General features: G+C 73.1%; 20 protein-coding genes. 15 read left to right on the top strand and 5 right to left on the bottom strand.

Annotated elements, in window-relative coordinates:
* Positions 1-183: 183 nt before the first annotated feature.
* Genes AB0E85_RS09430 through AB0E85_RS09420 form a run of 3 tightly spaced genes read left to right on the top strand, consistent with a single transcriptional unit; the run spans position 184 to position 4,382 of the window.
* Complete coding sequence (locus AB0E85_RS09430; protein ID WP_361924301.1) at positions 184-2,403, top strand: hypothetical protein; 2,220 nt, start codon at positions 184-186, stop codon at positions 2,401-2,403.
* On the top strand, positions 2,400-3,608 hold the full coding sequence (mycP, locus tag AB0E85_RS09425; RefSeq protein ID WP_361924300.1) for a type VII secretion-associated serine protease mycosin: 1,209 nt from the start codon (positions 2,400-2,402) through the stop codon (positions 3,606-3,608). The genes AB0E85_RS09430 and mycP overlap by 4 nt, the downstream gene beginning before the upstream one ends.
* Positions 3,609-3,650: 42 nt before the next feature.
* Complete coding sequence (locus AB0E85_RS09420; RefSeq protein WP_361924299.1) at positions 3,651-4,382, top strand: SseB family protein; 732 nt, start codon at positions 3,651-3,653, stop codon at positions 4,380-4,382.
* A 96-nt stretch (positions 4,383-4,478) separates the two neighbouring features.
* Here the strand turns inward: AB0E85_RS09420 and AB0E85_RS09415 are convergent, their stop codons facing one another.
* Positions 4,479-4,835 (bottom strand): DUF1844 domain-containing protein, encoded by a 357-nt coding sequence (locus tag AB0E85_RS09415; RefSeq protein ID WP_361924297.1) that lies wholly within the window; start codon positions 4,833-4,835, stop codon positions 4,479-4,481.
* 395 nt (positions 4,836-5,230) lie between these two features.
* Here AB0E85_RS09415 and infC point away from each other — a divergent pair, with 395 nt between their 5' ends.
* From infC to AB0E85_RS09370, 9 genes are all read left to right on the top strand, one after another.
* Entirely contained in the window at positions 5,231-5,869 is a 639-nt protein-coding gene (gene infC, locus AB0E85_RS09410; RefSeq protein ID WP_078955787.1) for a translation initiation factor IF-3, read from the top strand.
* A 108-nt stretch (positions 5,870-5,977) separates the two neighbouring features.
* Positions 5,978-6,172, top strand: coding sequence for a 50S ribosomal protein L35 (gene rpmI / locus AB0E85_RS09405; protein WP_003977225.1), 195 nt, complete (start codon positions 5,978-5,980; stop codon positions 6,170-6,172).
* Positions 6,173-6,270: 98 nt separating this feature from the next.
* The gene (gene rplT / locus AB0E85_RS09400) at positions 6,271-6,654 is read left to right on the top strand and encodes a 50S ribosomal protein L20 (protein WP_010045263.1); all 384 of its coding nucleotides are present in this window, start codon (positions 6,271-6,273) and stop codon (positions 6,652-6,654) included.
* A gap of 87 nt (positions 6,655-6,741) precedes the next feature.
* Positions 6,742-7,602: an RNA methyltransferase gene (locus AB0E85_RS09395; RefSeq protein ID WP_361924294.1), complete on the top strand. Its 861-nt coding sequence runs from the start codon at positions 6,742-6,744 to the stop codon at positions 7,600-7,602.
* Between the two features lie 53 nt (positions 7,603-7,655).
* Positions 7,656-8,798, top strand: a complete 1,143-nt coding sequence (locus AB0E85_RS09390) for an ATP-binding protein (RefSeq protein ID WP_361924292.1) — start codon at positions 7,656-7,658, stop codon at positions 8,796-8,798.
* 155 nt (positions 8,799-8,953) lie between these two features.
* Entirely contained in the window at positions 8,954-10,075 is a 1,122-nt protein-coding gene (gene pheS / locus AB0E85_RS09385) for a phenylalanine--tRNA ligase subunit alpha (RefSeq protein ID WP_361924289.1), read from the top strand.
* Positions 10,075-12,588, top strand: coding sequence for a phenylalanine--tRNA ligase subunit beta (pheT, locus tag AB0E85_RS09380; RefSeq protein ID WP_361924287.1), 2,514 nt, complete (start codon positions 10,075-10,077; stop codon positions 12,586-12,588). The genes pheS and pheT overlap by 1 nt, the downstream gene beginning before the upstream one ends.
* 334 nt (positions 12,589-12,922) lie before the next feature.
* Positions 12,923-14,263 (top strand): transcriptional regulator, encoded by a 1,341-nt coding sequence (locus AB0E85_RS09375; protein ID WP_361924285.1) that lies wholly within the window; start codon positions 12,923-12,925, stop codon positions 14,261-14,263.
* 107 nt (positions 14,264-14,370) lie between these two features.
* Positions 14,371-14,916, top strand: coding sequence for an NUDIX hydrolase (locus AB0E85_RS09370; RefSeq protein ID WP_142164958.1), 546 nt, complete (start codon positions 14,371-14,373; stop codon positions 14,914-14,916).
* 1 nt (position 14,917) lies between these two features.
* Here AB0E85_RS09370 and AB0E85_RS09365 read toward each other — a convergent pair whose 3' ends face one another.
* The gene (locus AB0E85_RS09365; RefSeq protein WP_030243880.1) at positions 14,918-15,175 is read right to left on the bottom strand and encodes a hypothetical protein; all 258 of its coding nucleotides are present in this window, start codon (positions 15,173-15,175) and stop codon (positions 14,918-14,920) included.
* Positions 15,176-15,395: 220 nt separating this feature from the next.
* Here AB0E85_RS09365 and AB0E85_RS09360 point away from each other — a divergent pair, with 220 nt between their 5' ends.
* On the top strand, positions 15,396-15,623 hold the full coding sequence (locus AB0E85_RS09360; RefSeq protein WP_361924282.1) for a hypothetical protein: 228 nt from the start codon (positions 15,396-15,398) through the stop codon (positions 15,621-15,623).
* Positions 15,624-15,645: 22 nt separating this feature from the next.
* Here the strand turns inward: AB0E85_RS09360 and AB0E85_RS09355 are convergent, their stop codons facing one another.
* A complete protein-coding gene (locus AB0E85_RS09355; RefSeq protein ID WP_361924280.1) occupies positions 15,646-16,521 on the bottom strand; it encodes a 3-hydroxybutyryl-CoA dehydrogenase in 876 nt (291 codons plus the stop codon).
* Positions 16,522-16,694: 173 nt separating this feature from the next.
* On the opposite strand from AB0E85_RS09355, the gene AB0E85_RS09350 reads away from it, so the two are divergent.
* Positions 16,695-17,933, top strand: a complete 1,239-nt coding sequence (locus AB0E85_RS09350; protein WP_361924278.1) for a family 10 glycosylhydrolase — start codon at positions 16,695-16,697, stop codon at positions 17,931-17,933.
* Position 17,934: 1 nt separating this feature from the next.
* Here the strand turns inward: AB0E85_RS09350 and AB0E85_RS09345 are convergent, their stop codons facing one another.
* Both AB0E85_RS09345 and AB0E85_RS09340 read right to left on the bottom strand, forming a co-directional pair.
* Positions 17,935-18,135, bottom strand: coding sequence for a DUF1918 domain-containing protein (locus tag AB0E85_RS09345; RefSeq protein ID WP_107458238.1), 201 nt, complete (start codon positions 18,133-18,135; stop codon positions 17,935-17,937).
* 93 nt (positions 18,136-18,228) lie between these two features.
* Complete coding sequence (locus tag AB0E85_RS09340; RefSeq protein ID WP_361924276.1) at positions 18,229-19,149, bottom strand: DMT family transporter; 921 nt, start codon at positions 19,147-19,149, stop codon at positions 18,229-18,231.
* Here AB0E85_RS09340 and AB0E85_RS09335 point away from each other — a divergent pair.
* Positions 19,148-20,584, top strand: a complete 1,437-nt coding sequence (locus AB0E85_RS09335) for a PLP-dependent aminotransferase family protein (protein WP_361924274.1) — start codon at positions 19,148-19,150, stop codon at positions 20,582-20,584. The two genes, AB0E85_RS09340 and AB0E85_RS09335, sit on opposite strands and share 2 nt — an antisense overlap.

The following is a 20,584-nucleotide window of genomic DNA, read 5'->3' as shown; positions in this document are numbered from 1 at the left end:
GCCCAGGAACAAGCCGTAGAGTGACGCGAACGTACGACGGACGCCGCCGGCCGGGGATCCGCGCCGGGATGACGCTCCGTCCGTACGGGTAGGTGTGCCCGGGACGATTCCGTACCGGCCTCGGGCAGGACGGCAACGGCCCGCGTGCGACGAGCGGCCCGGGCATGAGGAAACGGGGGGTGCATGAGCACGGAAGCGCCGCGCGCCTCCTTCCCCCCGCGCCCCACCACGCCGCCGCGACCGTCGCACCCGCCGACCGCTCCGGCGGCGGACGAGCGCGACACCCCGGGCGCAGCGTCCGACCCCGCGACGGGACCGGCAGCCGCCCCGGACCCCTTCGACCGGCCGAACGGCCGCCCTCGCTTCCCCGCACTCGGAGTCGAGAACGCCGGTTCCGCCGGACGCGCCGAGCCCACCGCCCCGCCCCCGCCCCGAGCTTCCACCCGCTTCCCCGACGCACCACCCACCGTGGGCCGCGAGCCCCGAGCTGCTTCGGACCGGTCGTCCGGTGTCGGTCGTGAGACCGGCTCCGGCCCGGACACGTCACCCGGCGTCGGTCGTGAGACCGGCCTCGGCTCGGACCGGTCGTCCGGTGTCGGTCGTGAGACCGGCCTCGGCTCGGACCGGTCGTCCGGTGTCGGTCGTGAGACCGGCGCCGGCTCGGTCATGCCGCCCCGCGTGTCCACCCGCTTTCCCGACGCGTCGCCCACCGTGGGCCGCGAGCCCCGAGCTGCTTCGGACCGGTCGCCCGGCCTCGGTCGTCAGGTCGGCTCCGGCCCGGACACTTCGCCCGGCGTCGGTGGTGAGACCGGCCCCGGCTCGGACATGCCGCCCCGCGCGTCCACCCGCTTTCCCGACGTGTCGCCCACCGTGGGCCGCCAGGCACGCGCTGCTTCGGACCGGTCGTCCGGCGTCGGCCGTGAGGGCGGCCCCGACTCGGTCATGCCGCCCCGCGCCTCCACCCGCTTCCCCGACGCGCCACCCACCGTGGGCCGTGAGACGAGCGCTGCTTCGGACCGGTCGTCCGGCCTCGGCCGCGAGACCGGCCCGGACACGTCGACCGGCGTCGGCCGCGACACCCACGTCGGCTCGAACGGGACGTCCCGCGCAGGGCGTGAGGCCCGGCCCGGCTCGGACACGTCGCCCGGCCTCGGCCGCGAAGCCCGCCCCGGCCCGGGCAAGCCGTCCGGCACCCCTCCGCGGCCGCGTCACCTCCCCACACCCGGCTCCTCCGGGCGAGCGGGGCGTCCGGACACCCCGGAGGGGACTTCGCAGGAGACGCCCGGCCGGCCCTTCCGCCTCTCCGCCCCCGGCGGTTCCGGCGCGCCGGCGGAGACGGCCGGACGGCCGTTCCGGCTCCCCGCCCCCCGCCGTACCGGCGCCCCCGGCGAGAACACCTCCGAGACGACCGCCCGCCTTCGCCCGGTCCCCGCCGACCCGGCGACGGACGCGGCCGGCTCCCCGTACGCCCGCCCCGCCACGCCGCCGCGCCCCGCACACGAACCGCAGGCCCCCACCGCCCCGCCGCCCCGGAACCCCGCCCCCGTCATTCCCGACCCCGCCCTCTCCTGGAGCGCCACGCGCCCCATGGTGTCGTTCGGCGAACCCGAGGGCTACGACGGCGACGCCCGGCCCCGGCCGCTCGTCCGGCGCGGGGCGCCGCAGGCCGCCGCTGCCGCCGTCTGTCTCGTGCTCGGACTGGGCCTCATCTCGGGTGCGGTCACCGGCAGCTGGCTCGTCGGCGGCTCCGGCGAAGAGGGCTCGCCCAGCACGTTCGCCGCCGCCGGAAGCCTCTGGCACAGCGTCCCGGTCGACGAGCTCTTCCCGCCCACCGTGCAGGGCCGGGGCGCCGGCCCCGGCGGAGCCGACCGAACCTGGACCCGCATCGCGGTCGCCCCCGACAGCGGCTGCAAGAACGCCTTCGACCCGCTGCTGCGCAAAGCCCTCGCCCCCGTCGGCTGCGAACGCCTCCTGCGCGCCACCTACACCGACGCCACCGAGAGCTACGTGACCACCGTCGGCCTGCTCTTCACCACCGCCGACGCCCCCGGCATGACCGCCCTCGCGAACCGTTTCCGCAAGGAACGCCTGGACCGCCGCAGCGACCTGATGCCCCTGCCGTACGCGGCGAAGGGCACGCTCGCCGCCGGCTTCGGCGCCCGCCAGCGCGCCTCCTGGACCGTCTCCGTGCTCACCGAGGCCCCGGTCGTCGTCTACGCCGTCTCCGGCTGGGCCGACGGACGCACCGTCGACGACCCGCAGCCCGCCGGGGACGCCCTGGAGGCCGACGCCACCACCGCCGCCGCACAGGCCGGCCTCGGCAACGAGGCGCAGGGCCTCGCCGACCGCGTCGAACGCGACTTCCGCAGAAACGTCCGCTCGGCCTCGGAGCAGGCCTCGTGACCGCTGTGCACCCCCCGGCCGGGAACCGCCCGCGCAGGCCGTCCCGGAGGGCCGCCGCCCTCGGCGTCCTGCTCACCGCCGGCCTCGTCCTCCTCCCCGCCGCCACCGCGCACGCCGACGGCATCCGCGCCCAGCAGTGGGCCCTGGAGGCCATGCACACCGAGCAGGCCTGGCAGACCACCAAGGGCCGGGGCGTCACCGTCGCAGTCCTGGACACCGGTGTCGAGGCCGACCACCCCGACCTGGCCGGCAACGTCCTGCCCGGAAAGGACCTGATCCGCTTCGGAGCCGAGCCCGGCGACCGCGCCTGGGCCCGGCACGGCACCGCCATGGCCGGCATCATCGCCGGCCACGGACACGGCCCCGGCGACACCGACGGCGTCCTCGGCATCGCGCCCGAGGCGAAGATCCTCCCGGTCCGCGTGATCCTGGAGGACGGTGACCCCGCCCGGGCCAAGGCCCGCAGCACCCGCGGCAACGCCCTCGCCGAGGGCATCCGCTGGGCCGCCGACCACGGCGCCGACGTCATCAACCTCTCCCTCGGCGACGACTCCGCCTCCGCGCACCCCGAACCCGGCGAGGACCAGGCCATCCAGTACGCCCTGAAGAAGGGGGTGGTCGTCGTCGCCTCCGCGGGCAACGGCGGCGAGAAGGGCGACCACATCTCCTACCCGGCCGCCTACCCGGGCGTCATAGCCGCCACGGCCGTGGACCGCGCCGGCACCCGCGCCTCCTTCTCCACCCGCCGCTGGTACGCCACGGTCAGCGCCCCCGGCGTCGACGTCGTCATCGCCGACCCCGACCACAAGTACTACGAGGGATGGGGCACCAGCGCCGCAGCCGCCTTCGTCTCCGGCGCCGCCGCCCTGGTCAAGGCCGCCCACCCCGGACTCGCCCCGGCCCAGATCAAGACGCTGCTGGAGGACACCGCCCGCAACGCCCCGGCCGGGGGCCGCGACGACTCCCGCGGCTTCGGCTTCGTCGACCCGGCCGCCGCCATTGAGGCCGCCGGCCGCCTCAAGCCGGAGGAGCCGCAGGCGGCGTCCTACGGCGCCGAGTACTTCGGCAGCGGACCGGACGCCGACGCCGCCGGCGACGGCACCGCCGGCTGGGCCGCCCCTCTCGCGGGCGGTGCCGGCGGCGTCCTGCTGGTCGCGGCGGTCGTCCTGTGGCGCGGCCGCCGTGCCGGCCGTGCGGACTTCTGAGCCACTGCGGGCAGCGCACCACCCGGCCGATAGGGTCGACGCGTGGCGAACAAGAACATCCCGGACTCAGGTTTCTCCGACGACGACGGCTCCGCCGACCCCCGGCTGAGCGCGGCCCTCATCGCATGGTCCGAGGACCGGAACGCCGTGGGTCCGGTGCTGGCCGCCCTCAAGGAGGCCCGGCTGCTCGTCCCCGTCGTGGCCGTGCTCGGCGAGGTCGAGGAGGACGAGCGGGGACTGCGCCGCGAGAAGACCAGCGACATGGCCGTCCCCACCCTGAAGGCCGGCGACCGCACCGCCCTGCCCGCCTTCAGCTCCACGGACTCCCTCGCCCGCTGGGACCCGGCCGCCCGCCCCGTCGCCGTACCGCTGCACCAGGCCCTTCAGGCCGCCGCGCACGAGAAGGCGGACACGATCGTGCTCGACCTCGCCGGACCGGTGCCGTTCGAGCTGACCGGCCCCGCACTGCTGTCGCTCGCCGAGGGCCGCACCACCACGGACCCGCTCACCGACCCGGCGGTCGTGGACGCGGTGCGCTCCGTGGTCGCCGGCGTGTCCGCCGTGGTGCGGGCCTACCTCGGCCCCGGCCGGGCCGACGGCACCCTCGCCCTGGTCTTCGAGCCCGCCGTGCCGCACGAGGCCGGCGTCCACGCCGTCGCGCGCCGCCTCGCCGCCGACGAGACACTGAGGGCCCGCCTGGTGCGCGGCCTCGACCTGGCAGTCCTGCCGGCCGGGGCGACGCCCCCGGGCGAGCCTTTGTACGTACGCGGATGAATGAGGCGTGTCCGGCCTGAGGCATGTCGTTTGGATCACGCCGCAGACGCTGATCAGCACCGCCGATGTCCTGCGGCCTGATCCGAACGACAGGCCCTAGCCGTAGACCGGGCCCGTGTACTTCTCGCCCGGCCCCTGGCCCGGCTCGTCCGCGACGAGCGAGGCCTCGCGGAACGCGAGCTGGAGCGACTTCAGGCCGTCGCGCAGGGGCGCCGCGTGGAAGGAGCTGATCTCGGTCGCCGTGGCGTCCAGCAGACCGGCCAGGGCGTGGACCAGCTTGCGGGCCTCGTCCAGGTCCTTGTGCTGCTCGCCCTCCTCGGTCAGACCGAGCTTCACGGCCGCGGCGCTCATCAGGTTGACGGCGACCGTCACGATCACCTCGACCGCCGGGACCTCGGCGATGTCGCGGGCCATGGCGTCGAAGTCGGGGGACTCAGGAGGGGTCTCACTCATGCCCCACACGATAGGCGCAGGGGGCGGGCGAACCCCACGTGACCCCGGCTCGCCCCAATTGGCCGTTGCTGGCCATTGCTGGTAACCTCGTGTAACGACCGGTCGGACACGTGTGCCCCACAGCTCGCGGGCCCGACCCACAAGTGGAGGCTTTCGAACTCCCACCCGATCACCCTCAGGGCGGCGGGTCACCGGTCAGGCGGTCCCGTCCCTGCGGCGGCGATCCGCCCGAAAGCGCGCCCCGCGGCCCCCGCGGCAGGTGCTCCGGTAGTTCGAGGAGCCCCGCCTGGGATCGTCCGGGGCATTTTTGTTGCACCGGCGCGGTTAGGTCTATCGATACAAGACGTTACGCGGCCGTCCGCCAGACCGTCGCGTGGTGCTACCGAGGAGGATCCATCAGCGCCGAGCCCCGCATCAACGACCGGATTCGCGTTCCCGAGGTGCGACTTGTCGGTCCCAGTGGCGAGCAGGTGGGCATCGTCCCCCTGGCCAAGGCACTGGAGCTTGCGCAGGAGTACGACCTGGACCTGGTCGAGGTCGCGGCGAACGCCCGTCCGCCCGTGTGCAAGCTCATGGACTACGGGAAGTTCAAGTACGAGTCGGCCATGAAGGCCCGTGAGGCGCGCAAGAACCAGGCGCACACGGTCATCAAGGAGATGAAGCTCCGGCCGAAGATCGACCCGCACGACTATGACACCAAGAAGGGTCACGTCGTCCGGTTCCTCAAGCAGGGCGACAAGGTCAAGATCACGATCATGTTCCGTGGTCGCGAGCAGTCCCGTCCCGAGCTGGGCTACCGACTGTTGCAGCGTCTCGCGGAGGACGTCCAGGACCTCGGTTTCGTCGAGTCGAACCCGAAGCAGGACGGCCGGAACATGATCATGGTTCTCGGTCCGCACAAGAAGAAGACCGAGGCGATGGCCGAGGCTCGCCAGGCGCAGGAAGCCCGCAAGGCGGAAGCGAAGGCCAACCCCGGCAAGTCGCAGAACGCCGCGGAGACCGAGGCGCCGGCTGAGGAGCCCGCCGAGGCGTGACTCCCCGGGACGCCAGTCCCAGGAAGCAACCGATACAAGACGACGCTCCACCGTGCCCGGTTTCGCGACCGGGCACCGGAGCGCCACCGACGAGGAGAGAACGGCGCTATGCCGAAGAACAAGTCGCACAGCGGTGCCAGCAAGCGCTTCAAGATCACCGGCTCCGGCAAGGTGCTGCGCGAGCGCGCCGGCAAGCGCCACCTGCTCGAGCACAAGTCGTCCCGCGTGACGCGTCGCCTCACCGGCAACGCCGAGATGGCCCCGGGCGACGCCGCGAAGATCAAGAAGCTTCTCGGCAAGTGACGTCCGGGCGCGTGAGCGCCGGACGTACGTCAGACCGGGACCCCATCGATTTCGGGTCGTGCGAGCACCCCCACGGCCCCGCTACAAGGAGTTAACAAGTGGCACGCGTCAAGCGGGCAGTCAACGCCCACAAGAAGCGCCGGGCGATCCTCGAGCAGGCTTCCGGCTACCGCGGTCAGCGCTCGCGCCTGTACCGCAAGGCCAAGGAGCAGGTCACCCACTCGCTGGTCTACAACTACAACGACCGCAAGAAGCGCAAGGGCGACTTCCGTCAGCTGTGGATCCAGCGCATCAACGCCGCTGCCCGCGCCAACGGCATGACCTACAACCGCTTCATCCAGGGTCTGAAGGCCGCGAACATCGAGGTCGACCGCAAGATCCTGGCCGAGCTGGCCGTCAACGACGCCGGTGCGTTCGCCGCCCTCGTCGAGGTCGCCCAGAAGGCGCTGCCGAGCGACGTGAACGCGCCGAAGGCTGCGTGACGCCGGCCCGAGCCGACGTGAACTGAAGGACCCGCAGGCCGGACGGTCTGCGGGTCCTGCTGTGCAGCTACCGAGAAAGCGAACAGGATGCCGCCTGCCACCCCCGAGCTCGTCTCCCCCCGCTCCCCCCGTGTCCTGGCCGCGCGGCGGCTGGCCAAGCGGAACTTCCGGGGGAAGGACCGCCTGTTCCTGGCGGAGGGGCCGCAGGCCGTGCGGGAGGCCGCGGGCCACCGCACCGAGGCCGGGGCCACGCTCGTGGAGCTGTTCACGACGCTGGAGGCCGCCGAGCGCCACGCCGACATCGTCGGAGCCGCCCGGGACGCCGGCGCCCGGGTGCACCTCGCGGCCGAGCAGGTCATCGCCGACATCTCCACCACCGTCACCCCGCAGGGCCTCGTCGGCGTCTGCCGGTTCCTGGACACGCCCTTCGAGGAGGTTCTCGCGGCCCGCCCCCGGCTCGTCGCCCTCCTCGCCAACGTCCGGGACCCGGGCAACGCCGGGACCGTGCTGCGCTGTGCCGACGCCGCCGGGGCCGAGGCGGTCGTCCTGACCGACGCCTCCGTCGACGTGTACAACCCCAAGGCCGTGCGCGCCTCCGTCGGCTCCCTGTTCCACCTGCCCGTGGCCGTCGGCGTCCCGGTGGAGCGGGCCGTGGAGGGGCTGCGGGAGGCCGGTGTCCGGATTCTCGCCGCAGACGGCGCGGGTGACCGCGACCTCGACGACGAGCTCGACAAGGGCACCATGGGCGGGCCCACCGCCTGGGTCTTCGGCAACGAGGCGTGGGGTCTTCCGGAGGAGACCCGTGCCCTCACGGACGCCGTCGTCCGCGTCCCGATCCACGGGAAGGCCGAGAGCCTGAACCTCGCCACCGCCGCCGCCGTATGTCTCTATGCGTCGGCGCGTGCACAGCGCGCCTCCGGAGGGTGCCGCTCCGTCACCGGGAACTAGTAGGGTGACCAGCTCAGGACCCCTCTGCGGAGCCTTGGAGGTGGGGTACGGGGATGAGCGTCGGCACGAGCAGCGCACCGGGAGCCCAGGACGCCGGGAGCCCGCCCGCCGCGTCCCGGCCACCCGGTGACCCCGCCGGCCTCGGCATCGACCCCGACCACCTGCCCGACGGGCTCGTCGTCGCCGATGAGCAGGGCCACGTCATCTGCTTCAACGCGGCCGCCGAGCGCATCACCGCCGTCCGCGCCCGGGACGCCCTCGGGCAGCGACTGGAGAAGGCCCTGCCCTTAGAGGACCTGGAAGGCCGGCGCTGGTGGCAGCTGACCGACCCCTACGGCGGCCTGGCCATCCGCGTCGGGCAGCCCGAGCGCAACCTGCTCCTGCCCGGCGGCCGTGAGGTGCTGGTCTCCGCGCGCTACGTCCGCACCCGGCCCACCGGACCCCTGCGGCGCCTGGTCGTCACCCTGCGCGACACCGAGGCCCGCCGCCGCACCGAGCGCAGCCACGCCGAGCTGATCGCCACCGTCGCTCACGAACTGCGCTCCCCGCTCACCTCCGTCAAGGGCTTCACCGCCACGCTGCTCGCCAAGTGGGAACGCTTCACCGACGACCAGAAGCGGCTGATGCTGGAGACCGTCGACGCCGACGCCGACCGGGTCACCCGGCTCATCGCCGAGCTGCTCGACATCTCCCGGATCGACTCCGGCCGCCTGGAGGTGCGCCGCCAGCCCGTCGACATCGGCGCCGCCGTAGGACGGCACATCCAGGCCTACGTCGCCGCCGGGCAGCCGGCCGACCGGTTCCTGCTGCGCGTCCAGCAGCCGCTGCCCGACCTGTGGGCCGACCCCGACAAGATCGACCAGGTGCTCAGCAACCTGCTGGAAAATGCCGTGCGGCACGGCGAGGGAACTGTCACGATCGACGTCACGGCCACGGCGTCCCCCCGCGAGGACGAGGACACCGGTACGTCGGTCATCGTGAGCGACGAGGGGCCCGGCATCCCGGAGGAGTCCATGAACCGCGTCTTCACCCGCTTCTGGCGGGGCAGCAAGCGTGGCGGGACGGGCCTCGGTCTCTACATCGTCAAGGGCATCGTCGAGGCCCACGGCGGCACCATCACGGTCGGCCGCGCCCCCGGCGCCGGCGCCGAGTTCCGATTTACGTTGCCCGTGAGCGCTCCGGCCTATCTCGCCTGAGCACCGCGGGCGCATTCGGATACCTCCGCCCCGTTAGACTCGGCCATTGGCACCTTTGTGTCCCCACAGGCGGCCGTCGGGGTCGGTGACGGGGACCCTCAGCCTGGGGGCACCTCCCAGCGGTAGCTGGGGGACAATCGGAAGCACGGGAAGAGATGTCGGCACCGAATAAGTCGTACGACCCGGTCGAGGTCGAGACGTTGAAACCGGAAGAGATCGAGCGCATGCGGGACGAGGCGCTCGCCGCCTTCGCCGCAGCGGACTCCCTCGACGCACTCCACGAGGCCAAGGTCGCCCAGACCGGCCCCGCCTCCCCGCTGGCCCTGGCCAACCGCGAGATCGGCGCCCTGCCCCCGCACGCCAAGGCCGAGGCCGGCAAGCGGGTCGGCCAGGCCCGCGGCGCCGTGAACAAGGCCCTCGCCGCCCGCCAGGTGGAACTGGAAGCCGAGCGGGACGCGCGCGTGCTCGTCGAGGAGGCGGTGGACGTCACGCTGCCGTACGACCGCGTCGCCGCCGGCGCCCGGCACCCGCTGACCACGCTGTCGGAGCGCATCGAGGACGTGTTCGTGGCCATGGGCTACGAGGTCGCCGAGGGCCCCGAGGTCGAGGCCGAGTGGTTCAACTTCGACGCCCTCAACATCGGCCCGGACCACCCGGCCCGCGGCGAGCAGGACACCTTCTTCGTGCAGGGCGCCGACGGCGGCTCCGGCTCCGGCGTCGTGCTGCGCACCCACACCTCGCCCGTGCAGATCCGTTCGCTGCTGGAGCGCGACCTGCCGGTCTACGTGATCTGCCCCGGCGTCGTCTACCGCACCGACGAGCTGGACGCCACGCACACCCCCGTCTTCCGCCAGGTCGAGCTGCTCGCCGTCGACGAGGGCCTGACCATGGCCGATCTCAAGGGCACCCTCGACCACATGGTCACGGCGTTGTTCGGCGCGGGCATGAAGACCCGGCTGCGGCCCAACTTCTTCCCCTTCACCGAGCCGTCCGCCGAGATGGACATGGTGTGCTACGTCTGCCGCGGCGAGTCCGTCGGCAACCCCGACCGGCCCTGCCGCACCTGCTCCAGCGAGGGCTGGATCGAGCTCGGCGGCTGCGGCATGGTCAACCCCAAGGTGCTGACCGCCTGCGGCGTCGACCCGGAGAAGTACAGCGGGTTCGCCTTCGGATTCGGCATCGAGCGGATGCTGATGTTCCGCCACAACGTCGAGGACATGCGAGACATGGTCGAGGGTGACGTCCGGTTCACCCGGCCGTTCGGGATGGAGATCTGATGCGGATCCCGCTTTCTTGGCTGCGGGAGTACGTCGACCTGCCGGCGACGGAGACCGGCCGAGACGTCCAGTCCAAGCTCATTTCCGCCGGTCTGGAGGTCGAGACCGTCGAGCAGCTCGGTGCCGACCTCAAGGGCCCGCTGGTCGTCGGCCAGGTGCTGACCATCGAGGAGCTGGAGGGCTTCAAGAAGCCGATCCGCTTCTGCACCGTCGACGTCGGCCAGGCCAACGGCACCGGCGAGCCCCAGGAGATCGTCTGCGGCGCCCGTAACTTCGCGGTCGGCGACAAGGTCGTCGTGGTCCTGCCCGGCGCCTCGCTGCCAGGCGGTTTCACGATCTCCGCGCGCAAGACGTACGGCAGGAACTCGCACGGCATGATCTGCTCCGGCGAGGAGCTGGGCATGGGCGACGACGGCACCAAGGGCATCATCGTCCTGCCGCCGGAGACCGAGGTGGGCAAGGACGCCATCGAGCTCCTGGAGCTCGTCGACGAGGTCCTGGACATCGCCGTCACCGCCAACCGCGGCGACTGCCTGTCCATCCGCGGCGTCGCCCGCGAGACCGCCATCGCCTACGGCCTGCCGCTGCGCGACCCGGCGCTGATCGACGTGCCCGGCCCGAACGCCTACGGCTACCCGGTGCAGGTCTCCGACCCCACCGGCTGCGACCGCTTCACCGCCCGCACGGTGACCGGCCTCAGCGCCGAGGCGCGCTCCCCGATCTGGCTCCAGCGCCGGCTCCAGAAGGTCGGCATGCGCCCGATCTCGCTCGCCGTCGACGTCACGAACTACGTGATGATGGAACTCGGCCAGCCGCTGCACGCCTACGACCGCGGCCTGGTCCAGGGCACCATCGGCGTGCGCCGGGCCGAGGCGGGCGAGAAGCTCACCACCCTCGACGGCACCGAGCGCACGCTGGACGCCGAGGACCTGGTCATCACCGACGACCGCGGCCCGATCGGGCTCGCCGGTGTCATGGGCGGCGCCAACACGGAGATCGCCGACCACGACAACGTCGAGAACGCCACGGCGGACGTCGTCATCGAGGCCGCGCACTTCGCCCCCGTGGCGATCGCGCGCACCGCCCGCCGCCACAAGCTGTCCTCCGAGGCCTCCCGGCGCTTCGAGCGCGGCGTCGACCCGCAGGCCGCGGCGGCCGCCGCGCAGCGCACCGTCGACCTGCTGGTCCTGCTCGCGGGCGGCACCGCCGAGGCCGGCGTCACCGAGGTCCTCGCCCCGTCCGCACCGCGCACCATCACCATCCCCGCCGACCACCCGGACAAGGTCGCGGGCGTCTCCTACGGCCGCGAGACCGTCGTGCGCCGCCTCCAGGAGGTCGGCTGCGACGTGTACGGGCAGGACGAGCTGATCGTCACCGTCCCGTCCTGGCGGCCCGACCTCACCGACCCGAACGACCTGGCCGAAGAGGTCATCCGGCTGGAGGGCTACGAGAACCTGCCCTCCACGCTGCCCAAGCCGCCGGCGGGCCTCGGTCTGACCGACCGGCAGCGGCTGCACCGCCGTGTCGGCCGTGCCCTGGCCGGTGCCGGGTACGTCGAGGCGCCGAACTACCCGTTCATCGGCGAGCAGGTCTTCGACCAGCTCGGCCTGGAAGCGGACGACCCGGCCCGCCGTGTCGTGAAGCTCAGCAACCCGCTGAGCGACGAGGAGCCCGCGCTGCGCACGACGCTGCTGCCGGGTCTGCTCGCCGCCCTGCGCCGCAACGACGGCCGGGGCTCGCACGACCTCGCGCTGTTCGAAACCGGACTGGTCTTCCGGCCACGCGAGGAGCGGCGGACCGCGGCCGTGCTGCCCGTCGACCGCCGCCCGACCGACGAGGAACTCGCCGGGCTGAACGCGGCGCTGCCCGACCAGCCGCGGCACGCGGCCGTGGTTCTCGCCGGTGCGCGCGAGCAGGCCGGCTGGTGGGGCAAGGGCCGTCCGGCCGACTGGGCCGACGCGGTCGAGGCCGCCCGGTCCGTCGCCCGTGAGGCCGGTGCCGAACTCGTCATCCGCAAGGGCCAGTACGGGCCGTGGCACCCGGGGCGGTGCGCCGAGCTGGCGGTCACCGTGGACGGCGCCGAGCGGGTCGTGGGCCACGCGGGCGAGCTGCACCCGCGGGTCGTGAAGGCCCTCGGGCTGCCCGCGCGCAGCTGCGCGATGGAGATCGACCTCGACGCGGTGGAGGCGGCTGGTGACGCCACGGCCGAGGCGCCGCGGATCTCCACGTTCCCCGTCGCCACGCAGGATGTCGCCCTGGTCGTCGACGCGGTGGTTCCGGCCGCGGAGGTCGAGGAGGCCCTGCGCGCCGGAGCCGGGGAGCTGCTGGAGTCGATCCGGCTGTTCGACGTGTACGAGAACGCGGAGCAGCTCGGTGACGGACGGAAGTCGCTCGCCTATGCGCTGCGGTTCCGGGCGGCCGACCGGACGCTGACCGTGGACGAGGCCTCCGCGGCCCGGGACGCGGCGGTCGCCCTCGCGGGCGAGCGGGTCGGAGCCGAGTTGCGGAGCTGAGTGCCCAAGGGGTGGGGGACTGCGGTGTGTTGGCGGCTGACGGTTCGTCGTGGTCGTTCGCGCAGTTCCCCGCGCCCCTGACAAGCCGGCCGGCGATGCCGTCCGCCCCGCCACGGAGTGTCGGGCAGGCGGCCGGGCGGACGGCGGGTGCGGGCCGCCGCACTGTACGAGGGGGAGCCGGCGGCCCGGCCGGCCTCTTTCGAGGCAGTTCAGTCAACCGGCCGGCGACTCTGAGCGACAGTGCGCACACCGTGCGGATCCGGGCACTCCGTTCACACCCCGTGTGAAGGCGGACCCACTAACCTGGCGGCACCGAGCCACCCGGGGGGCCCACATGCAGCCCAACACTCTGCTCGACGCGATCCTGGACGAGGCGGGGATCTCGCACGCGGGGCTGGCCGCACACGTCAATCAGGCGGGACGGGCGCGTGGCCTGTCCCTGAGGTACGAACACACCGCCGTCGCCCGGTGGTTGAAGGGGCAGCGCCCCCGGGGCCAGGTGCCCGACCTGATCTGCGAGGTGCTCGCGGCCCGGCTGCAACGGCAGGTCACCCTCGACGACATCGGCCTCGGCGTGCCCGGTGAGCCGTCGGCACCGCACACCGGTTCCCTGTCCGGGTTCGTCGAACGGGCCACCGCGCTGTGGCGCTCCGACCAGCAGCAGCGCCCGCACATCCTGGGCGCGCCCGCCCTCACGGGCACGCCCGCCGTGATGCCGGTGTGGGAGTGGGAGAACCCGCCCGAGGACGTGGACGTCTCCCGCGGTGGCAGACACCGGGTGACCACGGGCGACTTGGAGATGCTGCGGGCCGCCCGTGCCCACTACGAGCAGCTGTACCGCAAGGCCGGGGGCATCGCCACCCGGGCCCGGATCGTCGGCTTCCTCAACGCCGAGGCCGCGCCGTTGCTGCGTGGCAGCTATACCGACGAGACGGGCCGTCAACTGCACCGGGCGACGGGCGGGTTGGTGGCGGTCGCCGGCATCTGCGCGTACGACTCCGACGCGCACGGGCTCGCCCAGCGCTACTTCCACCAGGCACTGCGGCTGGCCAAGGCAAGCGGGGACCGGGGTCTCGGGGCGTATGTGATCGCCCTGCTCGTCAACCAGTCGCTGTTCATGCGGGAATACCGGCAGTCCGTCGCCTTCGCGGAGGCGGCGCTGCGGGCCGCCGGCCGGCACATCACCCCGGCGCTCGCCTCCGACCTCTACGCGATGCAGGCCAAGGCGTACGCGCATCTCGGCGACGGTGGCAGCGCCCTGTCCTGCATCCGGCGGGCCGAGCAGTCCGCCGAGCGCATCCGGCGCGGCCACGAGCCCGACGAGACCGGCTATGTCCAGCCCGGGCTCGTCAACGTCCAGGTGGCGGAGGCGCTGCTGAGCCTCGGGGAGATCGCGGCCGCGGGCGAGCATGCCGCGGCCGCCGTCGACAACCCGGCGCACGACCGCGGCCGGGTGCACCGGCTGGCCATGCTGAGCACCATCGAGCTGCGGCAGGGCAACGCCGACAAGGCGGTGGTCATCGCCGTGCAGATGGCCGAGCAGGCCCGGGGCATGGAGTCCCAGCGGCTGCGCGACCGGCTGCGCGCGGTGCGGGAGCACCTGGTGCGCAGTGGCTGCGCGGGCACGGCCGAGGCCGCCGAACTCATCGACGGGGCCCTGCGCGTACCGTTGTAGATCCGGGCGGTGGTGCCCGGGGTCGCTCCGAGGCGCTTCCCGTGCGCCTGCTGTCCCTCCGTCCCTGCTGCGATATTGCCACTTACTCGACGGAAGGTGGCAGAACCGTGCAGTGGACGAAACACAACGAGCAAACTGTGTACTCAAACCGCTGGTTCAGCGTCAATCTCGCGGATGTCGAACTGCCGGACGGCCGGCACCTGGACCACTTCCTCATACGACTGCGGCCCGTTGCGGTGGCCACGGTCGTCAACGAGGCCAACGAGGTGCTGCTGCTCTGGCGGCACCGCTTCATCACCGACAGCTGGGGGTGGGAACTCGCGGCGGGGGTCGTCGAGGACGGCGAGGACATCGCCCGCGCGGCCGCCAGGGAACTGGAGGAGGAGACCGGCTGGCGGCCGGGACCCCTGCGCCACCTCATGAGCGTGGAGCCGTCCAACGGGCTCACCGACGCCCGGCACCACGTGTACTGGGCCGACGAGGGCGAGTACGTCGGGCACCCGGTGGACGACTTCGAGTCGGACCGCCGGGAATGGGTGCCTCTCAAGCTCGTCCCCGACATGGTCGCCCGCGGCGAGGTCCCGGCCGCCAACATGGCGGCCGCGTTACTTCTGCTGCACCATCTCAGGCTCGGTCAGGACACGCTGCCCTGAGTCAGCGTCCCAGCGCCTGCCAGATCGCCATGACGAGGGCACCCACGGCGGTGAGGGCGGCGACCGCGGGCAGCGGCCAGCGCGCGTGTTCGAGCGTGTGGATCCGGGTGTTGAGCTCCTCGATCTCCTTGGCGGTCTCCTCGGTGCGGTGGCTGAGCAGAGCCAGTCCGCCCTCGACGCGGGCGTATGCCACATCGAGGCGGCGTCGTAACTCTGCGAGTTCTCCATGAACGACGGGATGCTCGGGATCGGCGGTCACGATTCCGCTCCTTTCCGTAGTCGTTTCACATCCCTTGCATGCGCATGAGGAGTCAACTCGCCTGGTGGGCGCCTGGGGAGAGTGTGCGTAGGGCATATGCGAGCCCGGCGCGCACACGGTGTGTGAATGCCGCGGGCCCGGCACCATCTCCGGTTCCGGGCCCGCCGCTTGGCCGAAATCTGACCGTCCGTAACCGGCCTCGGCGGGTACCCGGAGCGTCATGACGAAGTGGCAGAAGAACGCGGCGTACGCCCTGGCGCTCTACGCGCTGGTGGTCGTGCTGTTCCGGTTCTCCTCCGGGGAGGGATGGGGCACGGCGCTGCTGAGCGGGCTCCTGGTCACCCCGCTCGCCCTCTGGATGGGCTGGCTGCGCCGGCGCGTGAACGAGCAGGCGGCGGAGTGGGGACGCCGCCGGCTCCGGCCGTGGCCGGAGGAGCGGCGGCGTTGAGGTGGCTGCGGCAGCCGGCAGGTCAGGCGTACGTGTAGAAGCCCGAGCCCGACTTGCGGCCCAGCCGGCCCGCGTCGACCATGCGCTGGAGGAGCGGGGGAGCGGCGTACAGGGGCTCCTTGTACTCCTCGTACATGGACTGCGCGACCGAGGCGACCGTGTCCAGGCCGATCAGGTCGGACAGCTTCAGCGGGCCCATCGGGTGGGCGCAGCCCATCTCCATGCCGTTGTCGATGTCCTCGCGGCTGGCGATGCCCGTCTCGAACATCCGGATCGCCGAGAGCAGGTACGGGATCAGCAGCGCGTTGACCACGAAGCCGGAGCGGTCCTGGGCGCGGATCGCGTGCTTGCCCAGCAGCTTCTCCGTGAACAGCTGGGCGCGGCCGATGGTGCCCTCGGAGGTGGTCAGTGCCGGGATCAGCTCGACGAGCTTCTGCACCGGGGCCGGGTTGAAGAAGTGGATGCCGATGACCTGGTCGGGCCGCGAGGTCGCCACCGCCAGCTTCACCAGCGGGATGGACGAGGTGTTGGAGGCCAGGATGGCGTCCGGCCGGGTCACGACCTGGTCCAGCACCTGGAAGATCTCGGTTTTGACCTGCTCGTTCTCGACGACGGCCTCGATCACGAGGTCACGGTCGGCGAATTCGCCGAGGTCCGTGGTGAAGTTCAGGCGGGCCAGCGTCGCCTCCTTCTCCTCCTCGGTGATCTTGCCGCGCTCGGCTGCCTTGGCCAGGGAGGTGAACAGCCGGGTGCGGCCGATCTCCAGGGCCTCGCCGGTGGTCTCGGCGACCATGACGTCCAGGCCGGCCCGGGCGCACACCTCGGCGATGCCCGCGCCCATCTGACCGCAGCCCACGACTCCGACGCGTGCAATGTCTCCCGCTGGGATGTCCGTCACATCGTCCCTTTCGCTGCTGATCCACGTCCGGGCAGGTTCGCCGGGTCCCGGTGCCTGCTCCGTTCGTGCACGTTACTCCGAAGTATCGATGATCGATCGCCGGGGTCGGGTCTGCTTCGGGCATGCTGGGCGCGGAGCGATCCGCGGCCGGGCGGATCCGCGGCTTTTGGGGCATGCGGATGGGACGAGTCTCACGCAGGGCGTTCGCGGTGGCGGCGCTGTCGGCTTTCACGATGATGCCCCAGGCGTCGGCCGCGCCCGGCCGCCGGGGCGGCGCCGCCCCGGACCCGGAGATGCGGGGTGTCTGGATCGCGTCCGTGGCCAACCGCGACTGGCCGTCGAAGCCCGGGCTGACGGCGTCGCAGCAGCGCGACGAACTGCTCACCCACCTCGACACGGCGGTCCGCAACCGGCTCAACACCGTCTTCCTCCAGGTCCGGCCCACGGCGGACTCCCTGTGGCCCTCGCCGTACGAGCCCTGGTCGCAGTACCTCACCGGCACCCAGGGCAAGGACCCCGGCTGGGACCCGCTGGGTACGGCGGTCCAGGAGGCCTACGCCCGGGGCCTGAAGCTGCACGCCTGGTTCAACCCGTACCGGGTCGCCGCACACGCCGACCCGGCCCGGCTCGCCGCGTCCCACCCCGCCCGGGAGAACCCCGACTGGGTGGTGACGTACGGCGGGAAGCTCTTCTACAACCCGGGGCTGCCCGAGGTCCGCGCCTTCGTCGAGGACGCGATGCTCGACGCCGTGGCGAAGTACCCCGTGGACGGCGTCCACTTCGACGACTACTTCTACCCCTACCCCGTGGCGGGGGAGAGCTTCGACGACGACGCCGCCTACGACGAGCACGGCAGCGGCTTCCCGGACCGGGCCGCCTGGCGGCGGGACAACATCGACCGGCTGGTGCGGGAGACGGCGGACCGCGTCAAGGAGGTCCGGCCGGGCGCACGCTTCGGCATCAGCCCCTTCGGCGTGTGGCGCAACGCCGGGACCGACCCGCTCGGCTCGGACACGAAGGCGGGTGTGGAGACGTACGACGATCTGCACGCCGACACCCGCACGTGGGTGCGCGAGGGCTGGATCGACTACATCGTCCCGCAGCTGTACTGGAACATCGGGTTCGCCGCCGCCGACTACGCCAAGCTGCTGCCCTGGTGGGCCGAGGTCGCCCACGGCAGCCCGACGCAGCTCTACGTGGGGGAGGGACTGTACAAGGCCGGTGACCCGGCGCAGCCCGCGGCGTGGCAGGAGACGGGCGAACTCTCCCGGCACCTGACGCTGGCCGGGCAGTATCCGCAGGTGCGCGGGCACGTCTACTTCGCCGCCAGGGACGTGGCGGCCGACCGGATCGGGGCGATGGCGCGGGTCGTCGTCGACCACTACGGACAGCCGGCGCCGCCCCCGCGCTGAGTCACGGCCCGGTGGTGGTCTCCCGGTGCCGGATCTCCGTGTCCGGACCCGGCGAGCACACGCCCTCGTGCCCGTCCTCGAACCGGACGCGGTACGGGGGACCGCCCTCCTGGCCGAGTACTTCGACGATCTCGCCGACCTTGTCGTGCTGACCGACCACCCTGCCGTGCTGGACAAGCTGGTCGCCCACGGTTGCGCGCATCTGGGGCCTCCTCACGGTGTGCGGAGCAGCGGTCCGTGGCCTCCGAGTCCACGGCGGGGGGCGCCTGCCGCCAGGGGCCGGGCACCGTCCCGCTCAGCCGCGTGATCGCTGTGTGACGGCGATGCAGACCAGCACCGCCGCGGCCGTCAGCGGGGCGGCGACCGTGAGGTGCTCGCCCAGCAGCAGCACCGACCACACCAGTGTGAGCAGCGGCTGGGCGAGCTGCAACTGGCTGGCCTTGGGGATGCCGATGGCCGCCATGCCGCGGTACCAGACGACCAGCCCGACGAACTGCGAGCCCGCCGCGACCCACAGCAGCCCGGTGACGCTGTGCGCGGTCAGGTGCACCGGCTCCTGCGCCAGGGCGAACGCGGCGACGGGCACGGTCAGCGGCAGGCACAGCACCAGCGCCCAGCCGATCACCTGCCAGCCCGGCATGACCCGGGCCAGGCGGCCGCCCTCGGTGTAGCCGGCCGCGCAGACCAGCAGCGCGGCGAAGAGGTACAGGTCGGCGGTGGTCAGGGCGCCGCCGCTCTGCTGCACGGTGAAGGCCAGCACCGCCGCCGCGCCCGCCAGCGCGGCGATCCAGAAGGTGCGCGAGGGCCGGGTGCCCACGCGCAGCGCGGAGAAGAGAGCGGTCGTCAGCGGCAGCAGCCCGACCACGACGGCGGCGTGCGCGGTGGTGGAGGTCTCCAGCGCCAGCGTGGTCAGCAAAGGGAAGCCGAGGACGACCCCGGCCCCGACGACCGCGAGCCCGGGCCAGTGCCGGCGGGCCGGCGGCGGGACGCGCAGCACCAGGAGCGCGGTGCCCGCGATCACCGCGGCCAGGACGCTCCGCACGGCGACCAGGGACCAGGGCCCGAAGCCCTCCAGCCCCCAGGCGGTGGCCGGGAACGTGAGGGAGAAGGCGACGACGCCGAGCGCGGCCAGGAGGGTGCCGAACCCGGGGCGCTCCCGTCCCGGGGCGGCGACTGCTATCGGGGAAGTCGCAGTAGCGCTACTCTGTGCTCTCATGCAAGAGCGTAGCAGCGTAGGCGAACTGGCAGAACAGCTGAGGCGGGAGCTCGACCGCTACTCGCCGGGTGGAAAGCTGCCGTCGAGCCGGGCGCTCGTCGAGCGGTTCCGGGTCAGCCCGGTGACGGTGTCGCGGGCCCTGGCACAGCTCGCCGCCGAGGGACTGGTGGTCACCCGGCCCGGCGCGGGCGCCTTCCGTGCGCAGACCCGTACGGCACCGGCCCCCGCCGGCGACACCTCCTGGCAGGAGGTCGCGCTCAGCGCGGACGGCGCCGCCGACCTCGTGCCGCGCTCGGTCGACGCCTCCGGCGTCCTGGTGTCGCTGGCCGCGCCGCCGCCCGGCGTGATCGAGTTCAACGGCGGCTATCTGCACCCGTCGTTGCAGCCGGAGCGGGCGATGGCTGCCGCCCTCTCGCGGGCCGGACGCCGTCCCGGCGCGTGGGGGCGCCCGCCCATGGAGGGCCTGCCGGAACTGCGCGAGTGGTTCGCGCGGAGCATCGGCGGCGCGGTCACCGCCGCCGAGGTGCTGGTCACCGCCGGCGGGCAGTCCGCGCTCACCACCGCCCTGCGCGCCCTCGCCCCGCCCGGCGCCCCCGTCCTGGTCGAATCGCCGACCTATCCCGGCATGCTCGCCATCGCCCGGGCGGCGGGGCTGCGCCCGGTCCCCGTCCCGGTGGACGCCGACGGCGTGCGGCCGGAGCTGCTCGCGGACGCGTTCCGGGCCACCGGCGCCCCGGTCTTCGTCTGCCAGCCGCTCTTCCAGAACCCCACCGGCGCGGTCCTGGCGCCCGGGCGGCGCGCCGAGGTGCTGCGCATCGCCCGGGAGGCGGGCGCGTTCGTCGTCGAGGACGACTTCGTACGGCGGCTGGTGCACGAGGACGCGGGGCCGCTGCCGCGCCCGCTGGCCGCCGACGACCCCGACGGTGTCGTCGTCCACGTCTCCTCGCTCACCAAGGCGACCTCGCCCAGCTTCCGGGTCAGCGCCCTGGCCGCCCGCGGGCCGGTCCTGGAGCGGCTGCGGGCCATCCAGGTCGTCGACACGTTCTTCGTGCCGCGTCCCCTCCAGGAGGCCGCACTCGAACTCGTGGGCTCGCCCGCCTGGCCGCGTCACCTGCGGGCCGTCTCCGCTGAGCTGAAGGCCCGCCGGGACGCGATGACCGGCGCACTCGCCCAGCACCTGCCGGAGCTGGCCCTGCCCCACATCCCGTCCGGCGGCTACCACCTGTGGCCCCGCCTGCCCGACGGCACGGACGAACCGGCCCTGACCTCCGCGGCCCTGCGGGCCGGCGTCGCCCTCGCGCCCGGCCGCCCGTACTTCAGCGCCGAACCACCGGCCGCGCACGTCCGGCTGAGCTTCGCGGCGGTCGCCGGGGCCGGGGAGATCGCCGAGGGCGTACGACGGCTGCGTACGGCCTGCGACGAGGTGCTGGGATAA

Source organism: Streptomyces sp. NPDC029044, assembly GCF_040637495.1.
Classification (GTDB): domain Bacteria; phylum Actinomycetota; class Actinomycetes; order Streptomycetales; family Streptomycetaceae; genus Streptomyces.
This window is presented reverse-complemented; position numbering and strand designations above follow the sequence as displayed.

What these genes read in the sequence shown, in the direction of transcription:
- AB0E85_RS09430 (WP_361924301.1), top strand. Translation starts at nt 184, where the DNA reads ATGAGCACGGAAGCGCCGCGCGCCTCCTTCCCCCCGCGCCCCACCACG.
- AB0E85_RS09415 (WP_361924297.1), bottom strand. Translation starts at nt 4,835, where the DNA reads ATGAGTGAGACCCCTCCTGAGTCCCCCGACTTCGACGCCATGGCCCGC.
- rpmI (WP_003977225.1), top strand. Translation starts at nt 5,978, where the DNA reads ATGCCGAAGAACAAGTCGCACAGCGGTGCCAGCAAGCGCTTCAAGATC.
- AB0E85_RS09395 (WP_361924294.1), top strand. Translation starts at nt 6,742, where the DNA reads ATGCCGCCTGCCACCCCCGAGCTCGTCTCCCCCCGCTCCCCCCGTGTC.
- AB0E85_RS09390 (WP_361924292.1), top strand. Translation starts at nt 7,656, where the DNA reads ATGAGCGTCGGCACGAGCAGCGCACCGGGAGCCCAGGACGCCGGGAGC.
- pheS (WP_361924289.1), top strand. Translation starts at nt 8,954, where the DNA reads ATGTCGGCACCGAATAAGTCGTACGACCCGGTCGAGGTCGAGACGTTG.
- pheT (WP_361924287.1), top strand. Translation starts at nt 10,075, where the DNA reads ATGCGGATCCCGCTTTCTTGGCTGCGGGAGTACGTCGACCTGCCGGCG.
- AB0E85_RS09375 (WP_361924285.1), top strand. Translation starts at nt 12,923, where the DNA reads ATGCAGCCCAACACTCTGCTCGACGCGATCCTGGACGAGGCGGGGATC.
- AB0E85_RS09360 (WP_361924282.1), top strand. Translation starts at nt 15,396, where the DNA reads ATGACGAAGTGGCAGAAGAACGCGGCGTACGCCCTGGCGCTCTACGCG.
- AB0E85_RS09350 (WP_361924278.1), top strand. Translation starts at nt 16,695, where the DNA reads ATGCGGATGGGACGAGTCTCACGCAGGGCGTTCGCGGTGGCGGCGCTG.
- AB0E85_RS09345 (WP_107458238.1), bottom strand. Translation starts at nt 18,135, where the DNA reads ATGCGCGCAACCGTGGGCGACCAGCTTGTCCAGCACGGCAGGGTGGTC.
- AB0E85_RS09335 (WP_361924274.1), top strand. Translation starts at nt 19,148, where the DNA reads ATGCAAGAGCGTAGCAGCGTAGGCGAACTGGCAGAACAGCTGAGGCGG.
- AB0E85_RS09340 (WP_361924276.1), bottom strand. Translation starts at nt 19,149, where the DNA reads ATGAGAGCACAGAGTAGCGCTACTGCGACTTCCCCGATAGCAGTCGCC.